The sequence below is a fragment of the Coleofasciculus sp. LEGE 07092 genome (genome assembly GCF_015207375.1).
Lineage (GTDB): Bacteria > Cyanobacteriota > Cyanobacteriia > Cyanobacteriales > Coleofasciculaceae > LEGE-07092.
The window spans coordinates 1-16,706 of the sequence record NZ_JADEWY010000130.1; the positions used below are offsets into that span (position 1 = coordinate 1).

At 47.1% G+C, this 16,706-nt stretch carries 12 protein-coding genes; 6 read left to right on the top strand and 6 right to left on the bottom strand.

Annotated features, from left to right (window positions below; genetic code table 11):
* Positions 1-98 precede the first annotated feature (98 nt).
* Together rsgA and IQ257_RS24180 are read right to left on the bottom strand one after the other, a co-directional pair.
* Entirely contained in the window at positions 99-1,160 is a 1,062-nt protein-coding gene (gene rsgA / locus IQ257_RS24175) for a ribosome small subunit-dependent GTPase A (protein ID WP_193878734.1), read from the bottom strand.
* Positions 1,161-1,368: 208 nt separating this feature from the next.
* Positions 1,369-1,566 (bottom strand): hypothetical protein, encoded by a 198-nt coding sequence (locus IQ257_RS24180; RefSeq protein ID WP_193878725.1) that lies wholly within the window; start codon positions 1,564-1,566, stop codon positions 1,369-1,371.
* Between the two features lie 23 nt (positions 1,567-1,589).
* Here IQ257_RS24180 and IQ257_RS24185 point away from each other — a divergent pair, with 23 nt between their 5' ends.
* Complete coding sequence (locus IQ257_RS24185; RefSeq protein WP_193878723.1) at positions 1,590-1,784, top strand: DDE transposase family protein; 195 nt, start codon at positions 1,590-1,592, stop codon at positions 1,782-1,784.
* 78 nt (positions 1,785-1,862) lie between these two features.
* On the opposite strand, the gene ctpC is transcribed toward IQ257_RS24185, so the two are convergent.
* The 3 genes from ctpC to IQ257_RS24200 all read right to left on the bottom strand — a co-directional run bounded on the left by ctpC (position 1,863) and on the right by IQ257_RS24200 (position 10,538).
* A complete protein-coding gene (ctpC, locus tag IQ257_RS24190) occupies positions 1,863-3,158 on the bottom strand; it encodes a carboxyl-terminal processing protease CtpC (RefSeq protein ID WP_193878721.1) in 1,296 nt (431 codons plus the stop codon).
* Between the two features lie 295 nt (positions 3,159-3,453).
* A complete protein-coding gene (locus tag IQ257_RS24195) occupies positions 3,454-8,430 on the bottom strand; it encodes a hypothetical protein (RefSeq protein ID WP_193878719.1) in 4,977 nt (1,658 codons plus the stop codon).
* Between the two features lie 773 nt (positions 8,431-9,203).
* Entirely contained in the window at positions 9,204-10,538 is a 1,335-nt protein-coding gene (locus tag IQ257_RS24200) for a P-loop NTPase fold protein (protein ID WP_193878717.1), read from the bottom strand.
* 309 nt (positions 10,539-10,847) lie between these two features.
* Here IQ257_RS24200 and IQ257_RS24205 point away from each other — a divergent pair, with 309 nt between their 5' ends.
* The 4 genes from IQ257_RS24205 (at position 10,848) to IQ257_RS24220 (ending at position 14,824) form a co-directional block, all read left to right on the top strand.
* The gene (locus IQ257_RS24205) at positions 10,848-11,675 is read left to right on the top strand and encodes a cell division protein FtsQ/DivIB (protein WP_193878715.1); all 828 of its coding nucleotides are present in this window, start codon (positions 10,848-10,850) and stop codon (positions 11,673-11,675) included.
* Between the two features lie 212 nt (positions 11,676-11,887).
* Positions 11,888-13,153 (top strand): cell division protein FtsZ, encoded by a 1,266-nt coding sequence (gene ftsZ, locus IQ257_RS24210; protein ID WP_193878713.1) that lies wholly within the window; start codon positions 11,888-11,890, stop codon positions 13,151-13,153.
* Between the two features lie 121 nt (positions 13,154-13,274).
* Positions 13,275-14,096, top strand: a complete 822-nt coding sequence (thiD, locus tag IQ257_RS24215; protein ID WP_193878711.1) for a bifunctional hydroxymethylpyrimidine kinase/phosphomethylpyrimidine kinase — start codon at positions 13,275-13,277, stop codon at positions 14,094-14,096.
* 119 nt (positions 14,097-14,215) lie between these two features.
* Positions 14,216-14,824, top strand: a complete 609-nt coding sequence (locus IQ257_RS24220; RefSeq protein WP_193878710.1) for a hypothetical protein — start codon at positions 14,216-14,218, stop codon at positions 14,822-14,824.
* 45 nt (positions 14,825-14,869) lie between these two features.
* Here the strand turns inward: IQ257_RS24220 and IQ257_RS24225 are convergent, their stop codons facing one another.
* Positions 14,870-15,274, bottom strand: coding sequence for an NIL domain-containing protein (locus tag IQ257_RS24225; RefSeq protein WP_193878708.1), 405 nt, complete (start codon positions 15,272-15,274; stop codon positions 14,870-14,872).
* Positions 15,275-15,334: 60 nt separating this feature from the next.
* Between IQ257_RS24225 and IQ257_RS24230 the strand changes: the two genes are divergently transcribed.
* The gene (locus tag IQ257_RS24230; protein WP_193878706.1) at positions 15,335-15,937 is read left to right on the top strand and encodes a thioredoxin family protein; all 603 of its coding nucleotides are present in this window, start codon (positions 15,335-15,337) and stop codon (positions 15,935-15,937) included.
* Positions 15,938-16,706: the final 769 nt, after the last annotated feature.

A 16,706-nucleotide genomic window follows, 5' to 3' on the forward strand; every position in this document is an offset into this window, starting at 1 on the left:
GAGCGGGGGAGCATTTAGTCTTTTTTGAATTTGCACAATTGGGATGCTCTCAGATTATCTTCCCCATCTTCCCCATCTCCCCACTCCCTTTGCTTCAATTATCCCTTGTGTTTCTTGCGCAAGGATTTAGTGATTTTTTTCCACTTTTCCTTCTCAACTAACGATGCTTTTTGGTCTTGTTTCCTGTCGAGGTAGTCGAGTTCTTTTTGCAGTTTTTGATAACTCAGGAAACGCTGGTAATCGAGAGTGCTGTCTTCAAGTGCCTGTTGTACGGCACAACCTGGCTCTAAGTCGTGTTGGCAGTTGCGAAACCGACATTGCTTGGCTATGGCGTTGATGTCGGCAAAGGTATCTTGTAAGCTGTCATCGCCTGCCCATATCTGAATTTCTCGCATTCCGGGCGTATCGATGAGTAAGCCGCCTGAGGGCAGTAAAATTAATTCTCGATGGCTGGTAGTGTGTCGCCCTCGGTCATCCCCTCGCCGAACGTCCCCAACCGCTTGCACAAACTTACCTACTAATTGATTAGTGAGAGTTGATTTGCCGACACCAGAGGAACCCAACAAAGCAACTGTCTGTCCAGGTTTAAGGTAAGGTGTCAGGGCGTCAAGTCCTTGGTTTTTGGTAGCACTTAAGACTACGATGGGTACACCAAAGGCGATCGCTTCAACGTCTTGTCGTCGCTCTTCAGCATCATTGCACAAGTCGGCTTTATTCAGGACGATGACGGGATTTGCACCGCTTTCCCAAACCAGAACTAGATAGCGTTCAAGGCGGCGGAGATTGAAGTCGCCATCCAATCCGGCTACTAAAAATGCCGTATCAATATTGGTGGCAACAATTTGTTCTTCAGTTTTACCCCCTGCAATTTTCCGGGAAAATTTGCTTTTCCTGGGTAAAATAGCATGAATTGTCGCTTGCTTTCCCCCATCTCTGAGGCTGATTACCACCCAATCGCCTACGGCTGGAAAGTCTTGGCGTCCAGTTGCTTGGTATCGCAGTTTACCTGTAACTTCTGCGGGGAGTTCGCCGTGTTCGGTGTAGAGAATGTAGGTATTTTTATGTTCTAGTGCAACTCGACCAACGGTGTAGTCGTCTTGCCATTGACTATCGAGGCTGTTGGCAAAAAACTGGCTCCAGCCTAATAATTCTAAGTTCATTGGTTTCCTCAAGGTGTGTTGCTTGTTTCAAGCAAGGCGCACAGAGGAATTTTGTTGTCAGTCTTCTAGGACGCATGATCGCACAAAAAACTATGTGACTGCCTTGGGTTGGGTTTCATCAGTCGTGGGAGTTGCGATCGCTACAATCTCTGCCATAGTTTTTATCCTTTCGTTTCAGTAGGTCTTTAGAATGGATTGCTCTATCATACTACAAGTAGATTACAATTTGCCAATCCGTGGCAGCGGATGGGGTAACGGATGTAACGGATAAGTGATCTGTCAGGGGCAAAGCTTTTGAGGAAACCAATAACCTATCCGCTACATCCGGGACAAAATCCGCTAGCGCCCTCACCCCCAACCCCTCTCCCTTGGGGAGAGGGGTTGGGGGTGAGGGCTTTCTAGGCATCTGCTCACAAGTAAGGAACAACAATGAACGTAGACAATTCACAAACTTGGTATATTGTCAAGCAATCCGATGGGCACTGCGATATTCTTCCCAGCGATCGCCTTGAAGGAGAAGATGCGTCAGCTTTTGTCGAACACTGGGGTTCATTCGAGTCTAAACAAGAAGCGATCGCTCGTCGAGTCGGATTGATTCGCGCTGGGAAGTGCAAACCTATTTAAATTATGAATAATGAATTATAAATTATGAATTGAATCCGAATGTTTAAGTTCATGATTCATAATTTATAATCCATAATTTTATCGAACTGGAGAGGCGGCACGAGTATTTTCTTGCGAGGCAATCTCCTGCTTTAGAATATCCAAGGCTTTGAGATACTGAGGGTCTCCTTCCGTGCCAATTTGGGTACGATTCTGCTGCAATTCCTTGCGCTGCGCTTCTGTGAGTTCAAGTTCAAAATCGGGAGCAATTCCCAACTTATTGATATCTCGACCACTGGGGGTTAAGTACTTGGCAATTGTTACTGCCAAACCCGATCCATCACCCAGTCCACGCACCGATTGCACTAAGCCTTTACCAAAAGTCGTAGTCCCGACCAAAACCGCTCGTTTATTATCTTGTAACGCTCCAGAAAGAATTTCGCTGGCACTAGCCGAACCACCATCTACCAGTACAACTAGAGGTTTGTCTGTCAGTTGGCGATTATTGGCTTTCTCCCGACTGGCTTCTCCCTGCCGATTTACCGTCGAGACAATCGTACCCTCCGATAACCACATCCGGGCAATTTCAATACTAGAGTAGAGCAAGCCCCCTGGGTTAGAGCGCAGATCTAAGATATAACCTGTTGCTCCCTGCTGTTCTAATTCTTTGATAGCATCGCGCATCTCTTGGGACGCGATCGCGCTAAATTGATTGAGGCGAATGTAACCAATACCCCCCGTAGGACTATTTCGATAACTGTAACGTACAGGGTGAATTTCAATCCGCGCCCGCGTTATCTCGTAATCAATTTCTTCCTCGCTTCGCTGAATCGTTAGGATTACTGAAGTTCCAGGTTGACCCCGAATGAGCTGCACTGCGTCGTTAACATCCATGCCTTCGGTACTCTTGCCATCAATCTTGAGGATGATGTCCTTAGCCAGAATGCCTGCATTAAAGGCTGGAGTATCCTCAATCGGTGCAATGACCATCAGCTTTTTCGTTTCTTCATCCTGAGCAATCTGAATCCCCACACCCGTCAGCTCACCGGAGGTATCAATCTGCATATTCTTGAACTCTTCCGGGTCCATGAACCGAGTGTAAGGGTCTTCCAGCTTCTCCAGCATTTCTCTGATGGCTGTGTAGGCTTCTTCCTTATCTGTGTAAGAGCGGTTCAAGGTATAGTCGGTACGAACAGCCCGCCAATCCACTTGGTTGAATGTGGCATCTACATAGTTACGATCAATAATTTGCCAAACTTCGTCAACTAACTCCTTTGGGCTTTCCCGAAAGAAAGCCTGACTTTGAGATAAATGAAGACCAGCGCCTGTCACTGCAACAGTTGTTAATACTACTGCTGTTGCCCCAACTACGAGGCTGCGTTTTGTAATTACCATAGTCCTTTCACCAGTTGGAGGAAAACTACTGCAAAGGAAGTACGCTCACTTTAACACAGGCTACGCTAGGACGCTCCTGCTGCATATTCCTCTATCCATCCTAACCAGATTGCAGTCCGGAGGATATCAGTCCTTGGTTATCAAGGAATTGACAATCGCCAAAAGATAAAAGAACTCGTGATTGCCATTGTATTGCCATTCTCTTAATTTCTTTTTTTTCCAGGTTTTCTATCCTCATTGTTCCGTAACCGTTCAAATTTCATCTTTTCTTCACGTTTCCAGCAATTGCCTAATCTCAATTGCCATGTCCCTGAGTTGTCATCTCAATCGGCTGACAAAGAGCGCGATCGCTCTGTTTCACATCAGGGTTATTGTGGAGATAATCTTGCAGCCATTTACAGCTTCTCTCCCACAAATCGTCCAAATTCAAATTCCAGACCATAGCCGTATTATCCTCACTGGCGACTGCCAATGCTTTCCCATCGCTGCTCCAGCTAACATCAGTAACACGACCCTCTTCAACTTCCCAAGTTTTGATTAACGTGTCATCAAGTCGCCAGAGCTGTACTCGGTTATCCCAACTGGTGGTTGCCAGAATAGTTCCCGTGGGATTGAACCGAGCGCGAGCGACACTATCCGTCGGTCCTTTGAGGGTTGTTTCCAACGTTCCATCCCGATGCCAAAGTTTCACCGTATTGTCATAGCTAGCAGATGCCAGTAACTGAGAGTCCGGTGAAAAGCTAACATCCAAAACCCAGTTACTATGACCCCGCAGTGTTTTCAACAATTTCCCCCCAGCCGTCCAGAGTTTTACGGTACGATCATCACTGCCAGACGCCAAAAGCTGACCATCAGGGCTAAAGCTAACCGTATTAACCCGTGTCTCATGTCCCTTTAAGGTTTTAATCAACCTTCCCTGGCGCGTCCAGAGTTTCACCGTACCATCCCGACTAGCAGACGCTAACCGCTGAGAGTCAGGAGAGAAGCTGGCATTGAGCACCCAATCACTATGCCCCTTTAAGGTTTTAATCAACGTTCCCTGCCGATTCCAGAGCCTGACAGTCCCATCTCGACTGGCAGAAGCAATGAGCAGAGAGTCGGGACTAAAACTCACACCATAGACACGCTCGGTGTGCCCCTTTAAGGTATGAAGGAGCTGACCCATGGGATTCCAAATTTTTACAGTCCCATCATTACTCGCCGTAGCAATCAGTGTACCATCTGCTGAAAAATCCACATCTCTAACATCATCTTGATGTCCCCGCAAAATCAGGTGAGACTGCTGACGAAAATCCCAAAGCTTAATGGTTTTATCATAACTGGCTGAAGCAATCAGGGGGACTGGGGACTGGGAACTGAAACTAACGGCAGTAACACTATCGCTATGTCCCCTAAACGTTTCGAGTAAAACGCCGTCGCGGTTCCACAACCTCACCGTATTATCAGCACTAGCCGACGCTAAAAACTGACTATCCTGGCTGAATGCCACTTTCAACACCCATCGCTCGTGCTGGGATAAGGTTTTGAGTAGTTTTCCTTCAGGAGTCCAAAGCTTCACTGTGCGGTCATCACTGGCTGATGCCAGTAACTGACCGTCGGGACTGAATTCCACACAATTCACTTTACCTTGGTGTCCGGCGATTGTTTTCAGCAATTTTCCCTTCGGCGTCCACAGCTTGATTGTCCAATCCTTTCCCGCAGAAGCTATGATTTCGCTGTTCGGGCTAAAACTAACCCCCTGTACCTCCCCTTGGTTAGTCTGAAACTCTTGAATTAATTGACCCTCAATAGTCCAAAGTCGAATGGTGCCACTACTCCCGGCTGAAGCAACCCATTGTCCATTCGGACTGAAGCTAACACTGTAAACCCGCCCGACATGACCCCGAAGTGTATTTTTCAGAGTGCCATCCCGACTCCACAACCTGACGGTGCCATCCCAGCTACCAGAGGCAATAACCTGACCATCTGGACTAAAGGCTACGCTCGTGACGCTATCCTTATGACCTTTGAGGGTTGTGACGAGGGAACCATCGGGACGCCAAAGTTTAACGGTGTAATCGCGACTAGCTGAAGCAATACGCTGACCATCCGGCGAAAAACGGACATCCCAAACCACATCCGTATGCCCCTCCAAACGATTGCGCTCTAACACCGAGTAAATTCCTTGGGAGAGGGCGGCAATAACTTGCAAGCGGGTATCAGATTTTACTTTTAGTGGTGAAAAATGGGGAATAGGGAAAAATTCTTTCTCCCTTCCTACTCCTTCAGTTATTTCTACCTGTTTCAGCCGCTTTGCTGCTCTGAGGGCTTCTAGCAATGCATCAAAGGTTTTATTCGCGGCAAAGAGGGCTTCTGAAGAGGCACTGATAGCACTCAGTTGGGCATTAAACGACAGCGCTGCTGCTAGTCTTCGTTGCCCCTCGGCTCGCCATCCCAATCCTCCAGCCGTTATTGCTAAAACTGCCATCGCCGTGCCAACTGCAACCGCTTGTAATCGCTGCTTGCGAACCCGTAAGAGTTCAATTTGGCTGGTTTTAAGCTGAGTCAGCATTTTTAGTTGCTTGCGCTGCTTGTACTGTTGACGAATGGGTTTAACTAAATAATCGTGAACAAGTTGATATCGGTCTTGGGGTTCGTCTGGCAATCGGAATAATAAACCGGAACCTACCAAAATTTTTAAAATTAGACAGATTGGAGAACCCGAATCGGACATTGGCGATAAGACAGATTTTCCAACCCCTAATCCCCCCTCCTTTATCCCTTGTTCCAATTCAACTTGAGTTTTTGCAGGTCGGATGCCTTTATCGTCGGTTAAAGAAAATAAAACTTGCCAAGCCATATCTTGGTTTTCCAGCCCACAATCGCTGATGGCACTCAAGAGCCAACGCTTGACTAAAGCGGTTTTGGGCTGAGCCCCCAACCCTTGGTATTGAGCGAGAGTGCAGATTTTTTCAGCCTGCAGTTGAGTACCGACAACTTGCAATTCAATGAGGCGCACCAAACCCGACGGCAATGCTAAATCTTGCACGAGGGCTTCAATCAGAGAGTCCTCTAATTTAAACTGAGATGATGCCGCTAGGGTGCAAATCACGTTTTTGGCTTCTGATGGAGAAAGGTCTCCCAAGTGGTAGCGCAACTGTCGGTCTAGAATATTGCTGTTGATAGCACTCAGATTGCTATAGCGTTCGCATTCGAGCAAATAGTGCAGGTAATCTTCTCGCAGGGATAAGATAATCTTGACAAAGGGAAGATTTAAGCAGGATTCCAAAAAATCATAAAACTGACGCCGCTGATCGAGATTAGTACAGACGAAAAAAAACTCTTCAAACTGGTCAAAAATCAGAACGGTTAGTAAATTCTGTTCGGCAGCGACTCGCAACTGTTCCAGAAGGGTTTGCAGAGCTGTCATTTGCGTTTGTTTGCGAGGGATGATTAATGAGCCATGACTGATACCCAACGCATTGGTTAATAATCGGGCTAATTCGTTAACCCAATCCCTGTAGACTTTTTGCACCACGGGTATGACTTCTCTGGCACTAATGATACGAGTTTCTAGGGCGGGTATTAATCCTGCATCAATCAGCGAACTCTTGCCAACACCGGAAGAACCGTGAATTATGGTGAGTTTTCGATCATTGCGGCTAAGGCGTTCAAGCAGGCGATTAACATCTGGCAAACGCCCTGCGGCTGCGATTTCTAGGGGCAATAGTCTTCGTTCCTGCCACTGGGGTTGCAAGGGAGCGGCACCGAGAAAGGTAAAAAATCCATGCTGTTGCTCGATAGCACGTTGTTGTTGCTTGAGTTCAAAGGCTCGGAGGTACTGCTTTTTTTCTAGGTAGAGCGATCGCAATTCCTCTAAGATATCCAGATAAAGCTGTGGCGGTTGCTCGGGAGAGGTGGGAGATAATCCGTCAACCTTCAGGGCTTCTTCCAAGCCAGCCAGAGCAGCGGATAACTCCCCAAGCTGCCGCTGTGCTTTTGCCAAGATTAACAGATACCATCCTCGATGCTGGGGTTGGGGTGACTGGGATTGTTCGAGGAGGCTCAAGGCAGTTTGAGCCAAAACTTTGGCATCGTCCCAATGGGATTGCTGTAGCGCCACAGCCGCCAAAAAGCCATAAGCTTGAGGCATGGCGACTAGACTATTTTGAGTTTGAGGCTGTGCCAGAGCCTGGAGAGCTAGAGCCTGCAAATCTGTCCAATTTTCCAAATTTTGCAGCACTTCACCGAGCTGAAGGGTTAACTGAGTCACCCAGTCTGAACGTCTAGCCGCAGTAAATACCTCAATGCTGGCGCTAAAGAACTCCCTGGCGCGTTCCCAACTTCTATATTTGTGGCTGGGTTGTAACTGAGCTTGGCGACAATAACACCAGGCGATGTGATGGAGTAAGATTCCACGGCGCTCTAAAAGTGAGGGGATAAAAGAGAAATCGGCTACTGGGGAATTACTAGGGTACTCTTGCTCCCCAGCTCCTCCGCTCCCCAGCTCCTCCGCTCCTCTGCTCCCCAGCTCTCCCGCGAACTGCTGCCAAAAATCCAGACTTCGCTGATACTCCTCTAGCGCCACATCAATTTGGTTAAGGCTAAAGGCATCACGCCCTCGAATGAATTGCCAGGTAGCGTATTGGGCAGGTTCTAAACTGACACCGCGAGTTTGCAAGTCTCTCAGCGCCGATTCTAGTTCTCGACGTCGGCGGCAATTCGATGCCAAATTAAATGCTTCATTCGGTAGAAATTGTGCCGGTTCGCTCGCTAAAATTTTTGAAAAAAGTTCATCGGTGGTTTGCTGCCACAACCCCAGCAAGTCGTCCGTAGAAAGTTCAAATTTAATCGAGGTTGCTGCCCAACTTTTGAAGTCAGGGGCAAATCGTGTCAGCTTTTGCAGCACTTCATCAGTTACCCACAAGACGAGGGGAAACGTTAAAGTTTTAGAAAATTCGTCTCGTACCTGATTCGTTGAAACCAATACCTGGTCAATTTCCGTCACTAACTCTAACCCAAAAACAAGCAAAGCCGACGTTTGATCATCCGCAATGGCATTTAAGATAACGGTATACAGGGTTGTAACCGACTCTTGCAGAACTAGCTGTCTCAACGGAATCTCGGTGAGAACTTGTAACTGCTGCCACATTTTTTGCTTGAAAAGTTGGTAGTTACAGCGCACCAAAATTAAGGCAAATTGCCCTTGGGAAAGAGTAATTGCCCGAGCCAGCGTTACTAGCGATCGCTCATTAAATGCTGCTATGTCTGCCGATCGATCTTGTTCCTTCATTCCAATCACAACGTTAACCGCTATCGGTGCCAAGTTCTGCTATCAATATTTTGGTAGCTAGAGTAAAAATTATTTATTTTTACCCTTAATGTTTTTGACAGGTTTAATGAATCGGCTGAAAGTTCCCTCCATTCCCTTACTCATGGGAGAACTTAATCCCTAAATAATGGAGTTAGCGATTGTAGGCTGTCGCAATTCTAAAAAAATAGCCTAAATATCCTATCAGCGATTCACCGACTATTCTTAAGCTTGAAGCGAAATTACTGCGATGATTGGCTTCTATGACTAAACGTGATAAGATTGAAAATACAGGGTGATGTCGATCACTGCCTCGAATAAATGAGAATTAATCAGCAGACTGGCAAAATCTAACGTATTTCAACCAGCGCCTCTAGTTCAGGCTGGCATAAATAACTTAGTTATTAAATATCTCCCCGGCTCTCTCCCTCCCTACTCTGCTGTACTAGAGGCATGGTAATGCCCTGCCCCAAGGTAGCAGAAGTAAGACGTTCTGTTCTAAAGCTAATCGTCATTCAAACTGCATTTCCTCACCTCCCCATCGTCTAGGCGAGTTAAAGAGTACACATCAATGGCATATTAGCTTAGAAGTCCCTGACTGTTTTTATCTAACTGCGGATGTTGCACTAGACTTTTTGACCTGTATCGTTGACTAAAACTTTTCCCAACTCTCAAATCGTGTTTGAAATTGTTGGTAGAGTTTCTTGGCTTGTTTTGTCATCGGTTAACTCGTGAATCAAGATACCCTCAAACATTCAGACACTCGCGCTCAAAGCAAGGGAAGACTGAAATTTAGCGGTTTCTGCTAGTGCCGGATTGATGCCAAACCAGCGTCCCAAGTCATCCCGGTACTCATACACAAACATACTTCGCAACAGGGTTTGATATTCCTTTTCACCTCGGATGAACTGTTGTTGGACGACATGAAACAACAAGTTCCACTCTGGATCTTCAACCGCTAAAGCCAGATCATCGCGATACCCTTTGATGACGCTCTCCAAACACTCTCGGGAAAAAGGCGGGTCTTCTTGTTGTAAGCAGTTATAGAGCAACCCCAATAAATTGCGGATATGACCACCACTGATGCGGCACATTCGGTCTAGGGTTTCGGGGCTATCAAAAACCTCTAGAACCAAATCCAGTCGTTGCTCAGGAGAAACAAGGGGAAAGGCGCGTGCCAGCACGAGTTGTCGTAGAAGTGCCATTCCTTTGGGAAAGTCACGACCATCTCGTATCCGAATCGGCACCATTGGTAAGACTTTGGGGGCGAGACCGCCACCCAAGCGATTTTTTAGGGCTTCGTACTCGTTAGAGAACATTAAAGCCAAGGGTATGGTGTAAACGACGTGACACTTCAAGCATCGCAGTTGAGAGCCTCGGTCGATGAACAGGTACTCAGGTTGAGAACGTCCGGCGTGTACAGGTCGGGGATCGACCCGATCTAAGTTATCAATAATCACCACCAAACCCTGCTTGCCACGGGACTTGAGTTTTTCAATCGCTGGCTCGATGATTTCGGTGTTAATGGCGTTTAAAATCCCTTGGGTTCGAGGTTCTAGATGCTGCCTGAGCTGTTCGCGCAACTGGGGACTATCTTTGGTTTTAGCGGTAATTTTGGCAATTCCAACAGAAAGTTCAGCTTCTGCAGATAGATCGATAGGGGTCTGCAAAAAGTCTTGGATATCGTTGAAGAGTTTGCCAAAGTACCGGGGTTTGAGCTGAATGCCAATGGCTTCCAGGTTTTCGCTCACTGACCTGGCGATACTCAGCAAAATATCACTAATATCAACATCCGCCATGTCCAAATCTTGAGAGGACTCAAAGTAAACAACGTGAAAGTCTTGTTCCTCCAACTGAGCTTTGAGTCGGAACAGTTCTGTAGACTTTCCACAACCAATATGTCCGGTAAAGAGCTGGCAGGTGGGTTCTTCTGGTGAGAGACGGGTGATGGTTCGTCCCAGCGCTTCGACAATCCTGCCACCACGCACAGAAGAGAAATTGATATAGTACTGACGATCCTCAGGATTCCCCATAACCAGGGTCTTGGCAGGGTTACAAGCTTTGAAAAAGGTCGATAAGTGCAGTTTCATTTCTAAAATACAAATCAGTCAAGTAATTCAAATAGAGCGTAAATCATTGAGGGAACGTCCATATCTAGGGGTTGTACCCCCCCTCAAGGATGAAATCTCGATTTTACCCTCTCAGATTGAAAGAAGGCTGGAAACGCTAAGGACGAACTATTCTTACGGAGTCGGGAAAAGGAGTGGTTAAATGAGAAAGAACTATCGGGCTGGTGATCTAGCGGAGTAGACCTTCTGGAGTTTCCCGGAGATTACCGACTCTTCCTTGAAGGAAAAACACAATTACCATTGATATCCTTTGGAGTACAGCGTTAGTCGATGGCAAATATTGCATCCGTCTCTCAAGCACAACTGGCTAATCGGCGGCAAAAGCTGCGACAGGCGCGTCGGATTAAATTTTTTCAAGGGATTTGGCGATCGCTTTTGGTTAGCGGCATGGCTGGCGGTTTGGTTTGGGCAATTACCTTACCCGATTGGGTGATTCGCCAACCCGAACAAATTGCGATCGAGGGGAATCAATATCTTTCAACTCCAGCCATTCGGTCGCTGCTGCCCTTGTCCTATCCCCAATCTTTACTACGGGTTGAACCTCAATCTCTCATTAACTCCCTGGAATCTCAAGCACCAATTGCCGATGCCACTATCACCCGTCAATTGATTCCGCCTAGATTGATCATCCAAGTTAAAGAGCGGCAGCCTGTGGCAATTGCTGTACCCATTGCTTCTTCCCAAGCTAAAGCGGTTCAGTCTACTCCAGAAGTGGGTTTTTTGGACGAACAGGGCGTTTGGATGCCCCAGAGCAGCTATAGAGCCATGAAAGAAAATGTTGAGTTACCCACTCTGAAAGTAATTGGGTCAAACCAACACTATCACTCCTACTGGTCAGACGTTTACCAAGCCGTGAGTCACTCTCCGGTCAAAGTCCTGGAGATCGATTGGCAAAACCCAGGCAATTTAATCTTGAAAACTGATTTGGGCAGTGTCCATTTAGGTCCTTACAGTTCCCGACTAGCCGAGCAATTGAGGGTACTCGATCAGATGCGAGAATTGCCCGATCACATCAAACCCGGTCAAATCGCCTATATTGACCTCAAAAACCCAGACTTACCAGTAATTCAGATGACCCAGGCAAATGAAACACCCTAACCGGATACTTACGAATATTGGCAGTAAGAGTGGTATAAAAGAGAATTCACCTCCCATGGCAAATAATTGTCGGCTACTCTTGAGGATTGTACTCTTCAAGATACTTGGGAGGAATAGAGGTGTTCGTTGGTTTTTTAATCGACTTACCCTATAGTTAACTCAGATTGCTACATATAACTGATAAAGTTGATTATCGACCCTGACCTATTGCGATGACCCTTAATAGTAAACTAGGGCTTGTTCAGCAAAGCTCTCCTATCACACTTAACGCCGATCTTTCAGTCGGAGTTGAAAATACGCATCCCTTCAGTAACTCTGGGTTGCAGTTCGGTCAACCCAATGATTCCAAGGGAATTCCCAGGGAAGAAACTAGGAGTGACAATATCGTGCCAGGTAGCGTTGCCAAAATTAAAGTGATTGGTGTCGGTGGGGGTGGGGGCAATGCAGTCAACCGCATGATCGCAAGTGAAGTGGCTGGGGTTGAATTTTGGTCAATCAATACAGATTCTCAAGCCCTTTCTCAAAGCGCGGCTCCCAAACGGTTGCAGGTTGGTCAAAAGTTGACACGCGGACTGGGTGCAGGAGGAAATCCAGCAATTGGTCAAAAAGCAGCAGAAGAATCTCGTGACGAAATTGCCCAAGCTCTGGGAGACTCCGACCTCGTTTTCATTACCGCTGGCATGGGAGGTGGCACGGGTACGGGTGCGGCTCCGATTGTGGCAGAAGTGGCAAAAGAAATGGGCGCTTTAACGGTGGGTGTTGTCACCCGTCCCTTTACCTTTGAGGGAAGACGCCGGACTTCTCAGGCAGAAGAGGGAATTGCCGCTTTACAGAGTCGGGTAGATACGTTGATCGTGATTCCCAACAACAAACTATTATCGGTGATTTCCGAACAGACGCCCGTTCAAGATGCCTTTAGAGTTGCTGATGATATCCTGCGTCAGGGGGTGCAAGGAATTTCTGACATTATCACGGTTCCAGGTTTAGTTAACGTTGATTTTGCCGATGTACGGGCTGTGATGGCAGATGCGGGTTCAGCATTAATGGGCATTGGTGTTGGTTCTGGAAAGTCACGCGCCAGAGAAGCTGCAGTAGCTGCCATTTCTTCTCCCCTGCTTGAGGCATCTGTTGAAGGAGCCAGAGGGGTTGTCTTTAACATTACCGGGGGTACCGATCTGACGTTGCACGAAGTTAATGCTGCTGCCGAAACGATTTATGAGGTGGTCGATCCGAACGCCAACATTATTTTTGGGGCAGTTATTGATGACAGGCTGCAAGGTGAAATTAGAATTACGGTCATTGCCACGGGCTTTAGTGGAGACACTCAGCAAGCTGCACCAGCCGCGAAAGAAGCCCCCCGCTATACCCGACCGATGTCACCCACTCCAAATGCACCAACACCCCCACCTGATCCAAGAGCTAGACCAGGATTAGATATTCCCGAATTTCTGCAACGGCGGCGTTTCCCCAGGAGCTAGAGGAAATGACCTTAAGAGTCATAAGTCATTGGTTATGAATCACAAGTTCAAGATTCTATGGTTGTCTCTACTCAAAATGAACAACCAACAACGAACAAAGGACAAAGGACTGTGCGTACTAATGACCAATGACAAAACTCAATCAAGAGTATCTGTGGCGCTCACAATTGCTGGTTCCGATAGCGGTGGCGGTGCTGGAATTCAGGCGGATTTGAAAACGTTTGCTTTTCACTGCGTTCACGGGACGAGCGCCCTAACTTGCGTAACCTCACAAAATACTCAAGGTGTTACCAGGGTTGATGCCCTGCCCGCAGCGGCAGTTGTTGCCCAAATTGAGACAGTGGTCGATGATATCAGTGTTCAGGCTACGAAAACAGGGATGTTACTCAATTCAGAAATTATTCAGGCTGTAGCGTCCCAGGTGAAACGTTTGATCTTGAATCCGTTGGTCGTTGATCCAGTGATGGTATCGCGCACAGGTGATCAGCTCATTGATGACGACGCTGTGGCATTGTTACGAGAGGTGTTGATTCCCTTAGCGACAATCGTCACCCCTAACCGCTATGAATCGCAGCTATTGAGCGGTTTAGAGATTCATACTCTGGATGATATGCGCGAAGCTGCCCAACGCATCTACAAACTGGGAGCGAAAGCTGTTCTGGTGAAAGGAGGGGCTATGGCTGGCAGCCTGCGCGGGGTTGATGTCTGGTTTGATGGTTCTGAGTTACTCACCCTGACTACTGTTCCGGTAGAGACAGCGAACAATCATGGAACTGGCTGTACCCTCAGTAGTGCCATCGCTGCGAATCTAGCTTTGGGAAAAGATTTGCACTCAGCGGTACGATTGGCAAAGGATTATGTTACAACTGCACTGACGTATGCCCTAGACATTGGTCAAGGATCAGGTCCAGTGGGACATTTTTTCCCGGTATTGCCATCTTGACACCTTCAACAGAGCTATGGGTGCCAGTAAGGGTGAAAAGATAGCAAATTTCTGCAAAAATTGCAGCGTTGAGTTTTGAAGTTCAACTATCCTAGCCTTACAGTAGTTTTTCGACACCCATGACCTCTAATTTCCGAATTAATCCCCCCATGCAAAATCCGTCAACTGACCGTTACACACAACCAACAGCAGCAAACCCCTACTGCCCCTCGGTTCCCATTTCCGTTTATCGGGAACTGGCGGCTGAGTTACAAGCCGCTCAAGCGATGCTAGACTCCCTGAATGGTCAAAATAAGCAGTTAGTGAAACAAAATCAACAACTGCGACAGGAAGTTGAAAACGTCCTGAAATCTGCCCAACACCTACAGCAGGTAGTTGATTCTTTTTCACCAGTAAGTGGGGTTGAAATGCCGCGACGCAAACCCGTCATGTCGTCAGAAGCTCGTTTGGGGGCAACCGCTTCAACCCAACGAGGGACTGCTAACGTGCCTGTGGTCGAATTCCCCCCCCCTAATAGGGCACCTGAATCGTCTGGCTCCCCTTATAGAGAGACGTTAGTAATTGAACAGGAAGATACTCGCTCACGCCGCACGTCTTCTTCAGAAGGGTTCTCAGAAGTTAATGGCTGGTTTTTAATCGTAGCCATCGTGCTGATTGTGTTAACTGCATTTGGTACGGGCTTTTTGATCGTGCGACCCCTGCTAAACAACAACAATAACAATCGTTAAACAGCCGTTTGTCTTTTATTTGTTGTCGATGACGATGAACTATGACTAAAGATTAGTAGAAATTGCCTGAACTGGACAGGTGGGAATACACTGTTCGCAGACAATACAGCGCGATCGCGTAAAGTTGAGTCTAAAGCTTTCCGGGTTGAGAGTCAGGGCTTCTGTCGGACAAATACCTGTACACAAGCCACAATCAACGCAGCTCTCTTCATCAATCAGAATCTCGCGGTCTACCAAGGAAACCGTGATATCGTGCGATCGCATCCACTCAATCGCGGCATCAAGCTGATCGATATCACCGGATAATTCCACCACCAGCTTGCCGATTTGATTGGGGGCTACTTGAGCGCGGATGATGTTGGCAGCAACATTGAACTCCTTTGCCAGTCGGTACGTCACTGGCATATGAACGGTGCGCTTGGGAAAGGTTAAAGTTACCCGTTTTTTCATCGTCTTGTTACAGTGTGTTTAGTGAAAGTTAACAAATCATTCAGTTAAGTTTAATTAAGCATGGCGGCGAATTTACCCGACTCCGTACCCACATCTCCCCAGAATTCTGAAGCTACAACAGGCTCTCGAGTCCGAAACTTTCTGATTGCACTAGTAGCGATCGCCCTCGGTGTCGCTTTATTCTTTGGATTGCAAACCGAGACGGGTTCAAGTTCTCTAGATGCTCAAGCTGAGGAATCTATCCCCCTAGAAGTGGCACTGAGTAATGGCAAACCGACCTTAATGGAGTTCTATGCTAACTGGTGTACGAGCTGTCAGGCGATGGCTGGGGATTTGGAGGAACTGAAACAGCAGTACACGGACTCGGTGAATTTTGTGATGCTAAACGTAGACAATAGCAAATGGTTGCCAGAAATCCTCAACTACCGAGTGGATGGTATTCCCCATTTTGTGTTTTTAGACGCTGGGGGAAATGCGATCGCTCAGACAATTGGGGAGCAACCCCGCCCTGTCATCGAGGCAAATATAGACGCTTTGGTTGCTAGCCTACCTCTACCTTACACCCAAGGTAACGGGCAAGTTTCTATCTTTAAGTCTCTGACTTCATCGACAAAAGACAGTCCAGATGACCCTCGCAGTCACGGCGCTCAAGTCAAACCGTAAACTCTCTAAAACGATATATAGCGGTTCTCTATCTGGTGAGGTACGTCCTGATGAAGGCAGGGAAGAGACAAGGAGACAAGGAGACAACACCAGAAAAACCTATCTGCCATGCCGAAATGAGTCACAGCGCGGAATCTGTGATATTATAGTAATACCTACTATCTCATTTTCCTTAACCCAGCGATCTCTCACGCTTGGGCTTCCTAAGAAAAGAGAGAGTAGGTATACTTTGCGGGGTCATAATCTAAGCTTTGTTAAAAGTCTGAAAACGTAGAGTAAACAACGGATATAGCTCTTATTTATGTGTAAGGTGAGCCTGTTCGATAAAAGCTGAGGGAGCGACACGCGCCCTGTAGCCATAGTATTTAAAAAGAATGAGTTTATTCAAGCTGAAGATGAGATTTGGCAGTCTCTAGATAGCTGAGGATTAAAACCTGGTATTTCTCGGTTCCTGCCCAACAAAAAGGTGACAAAGACCCATAAAATTCAAGGGTTTAACGTAGCTGCTAAATGGCAGCGAACCCGTCAAGGTTCTCCCTCTGAAGAAGGTTGGTTTATTTTAACTCACATTTTGCACCATTGTCAGTAAAGCCGAAAACCCGCCCTGCCCTCAGGTATCAAGGCTTATAAAAAACGCTTTAACCCACATTCCGCACTTCAATATGTAGTATAACTGAAGTATGAGGGGCGATCGCTAAACGATCCAAATAATCAAGTAAAAGTACTCAGTTGACTAAGAGTTCGCGTCAGATTGACGCGAACTCGTTCT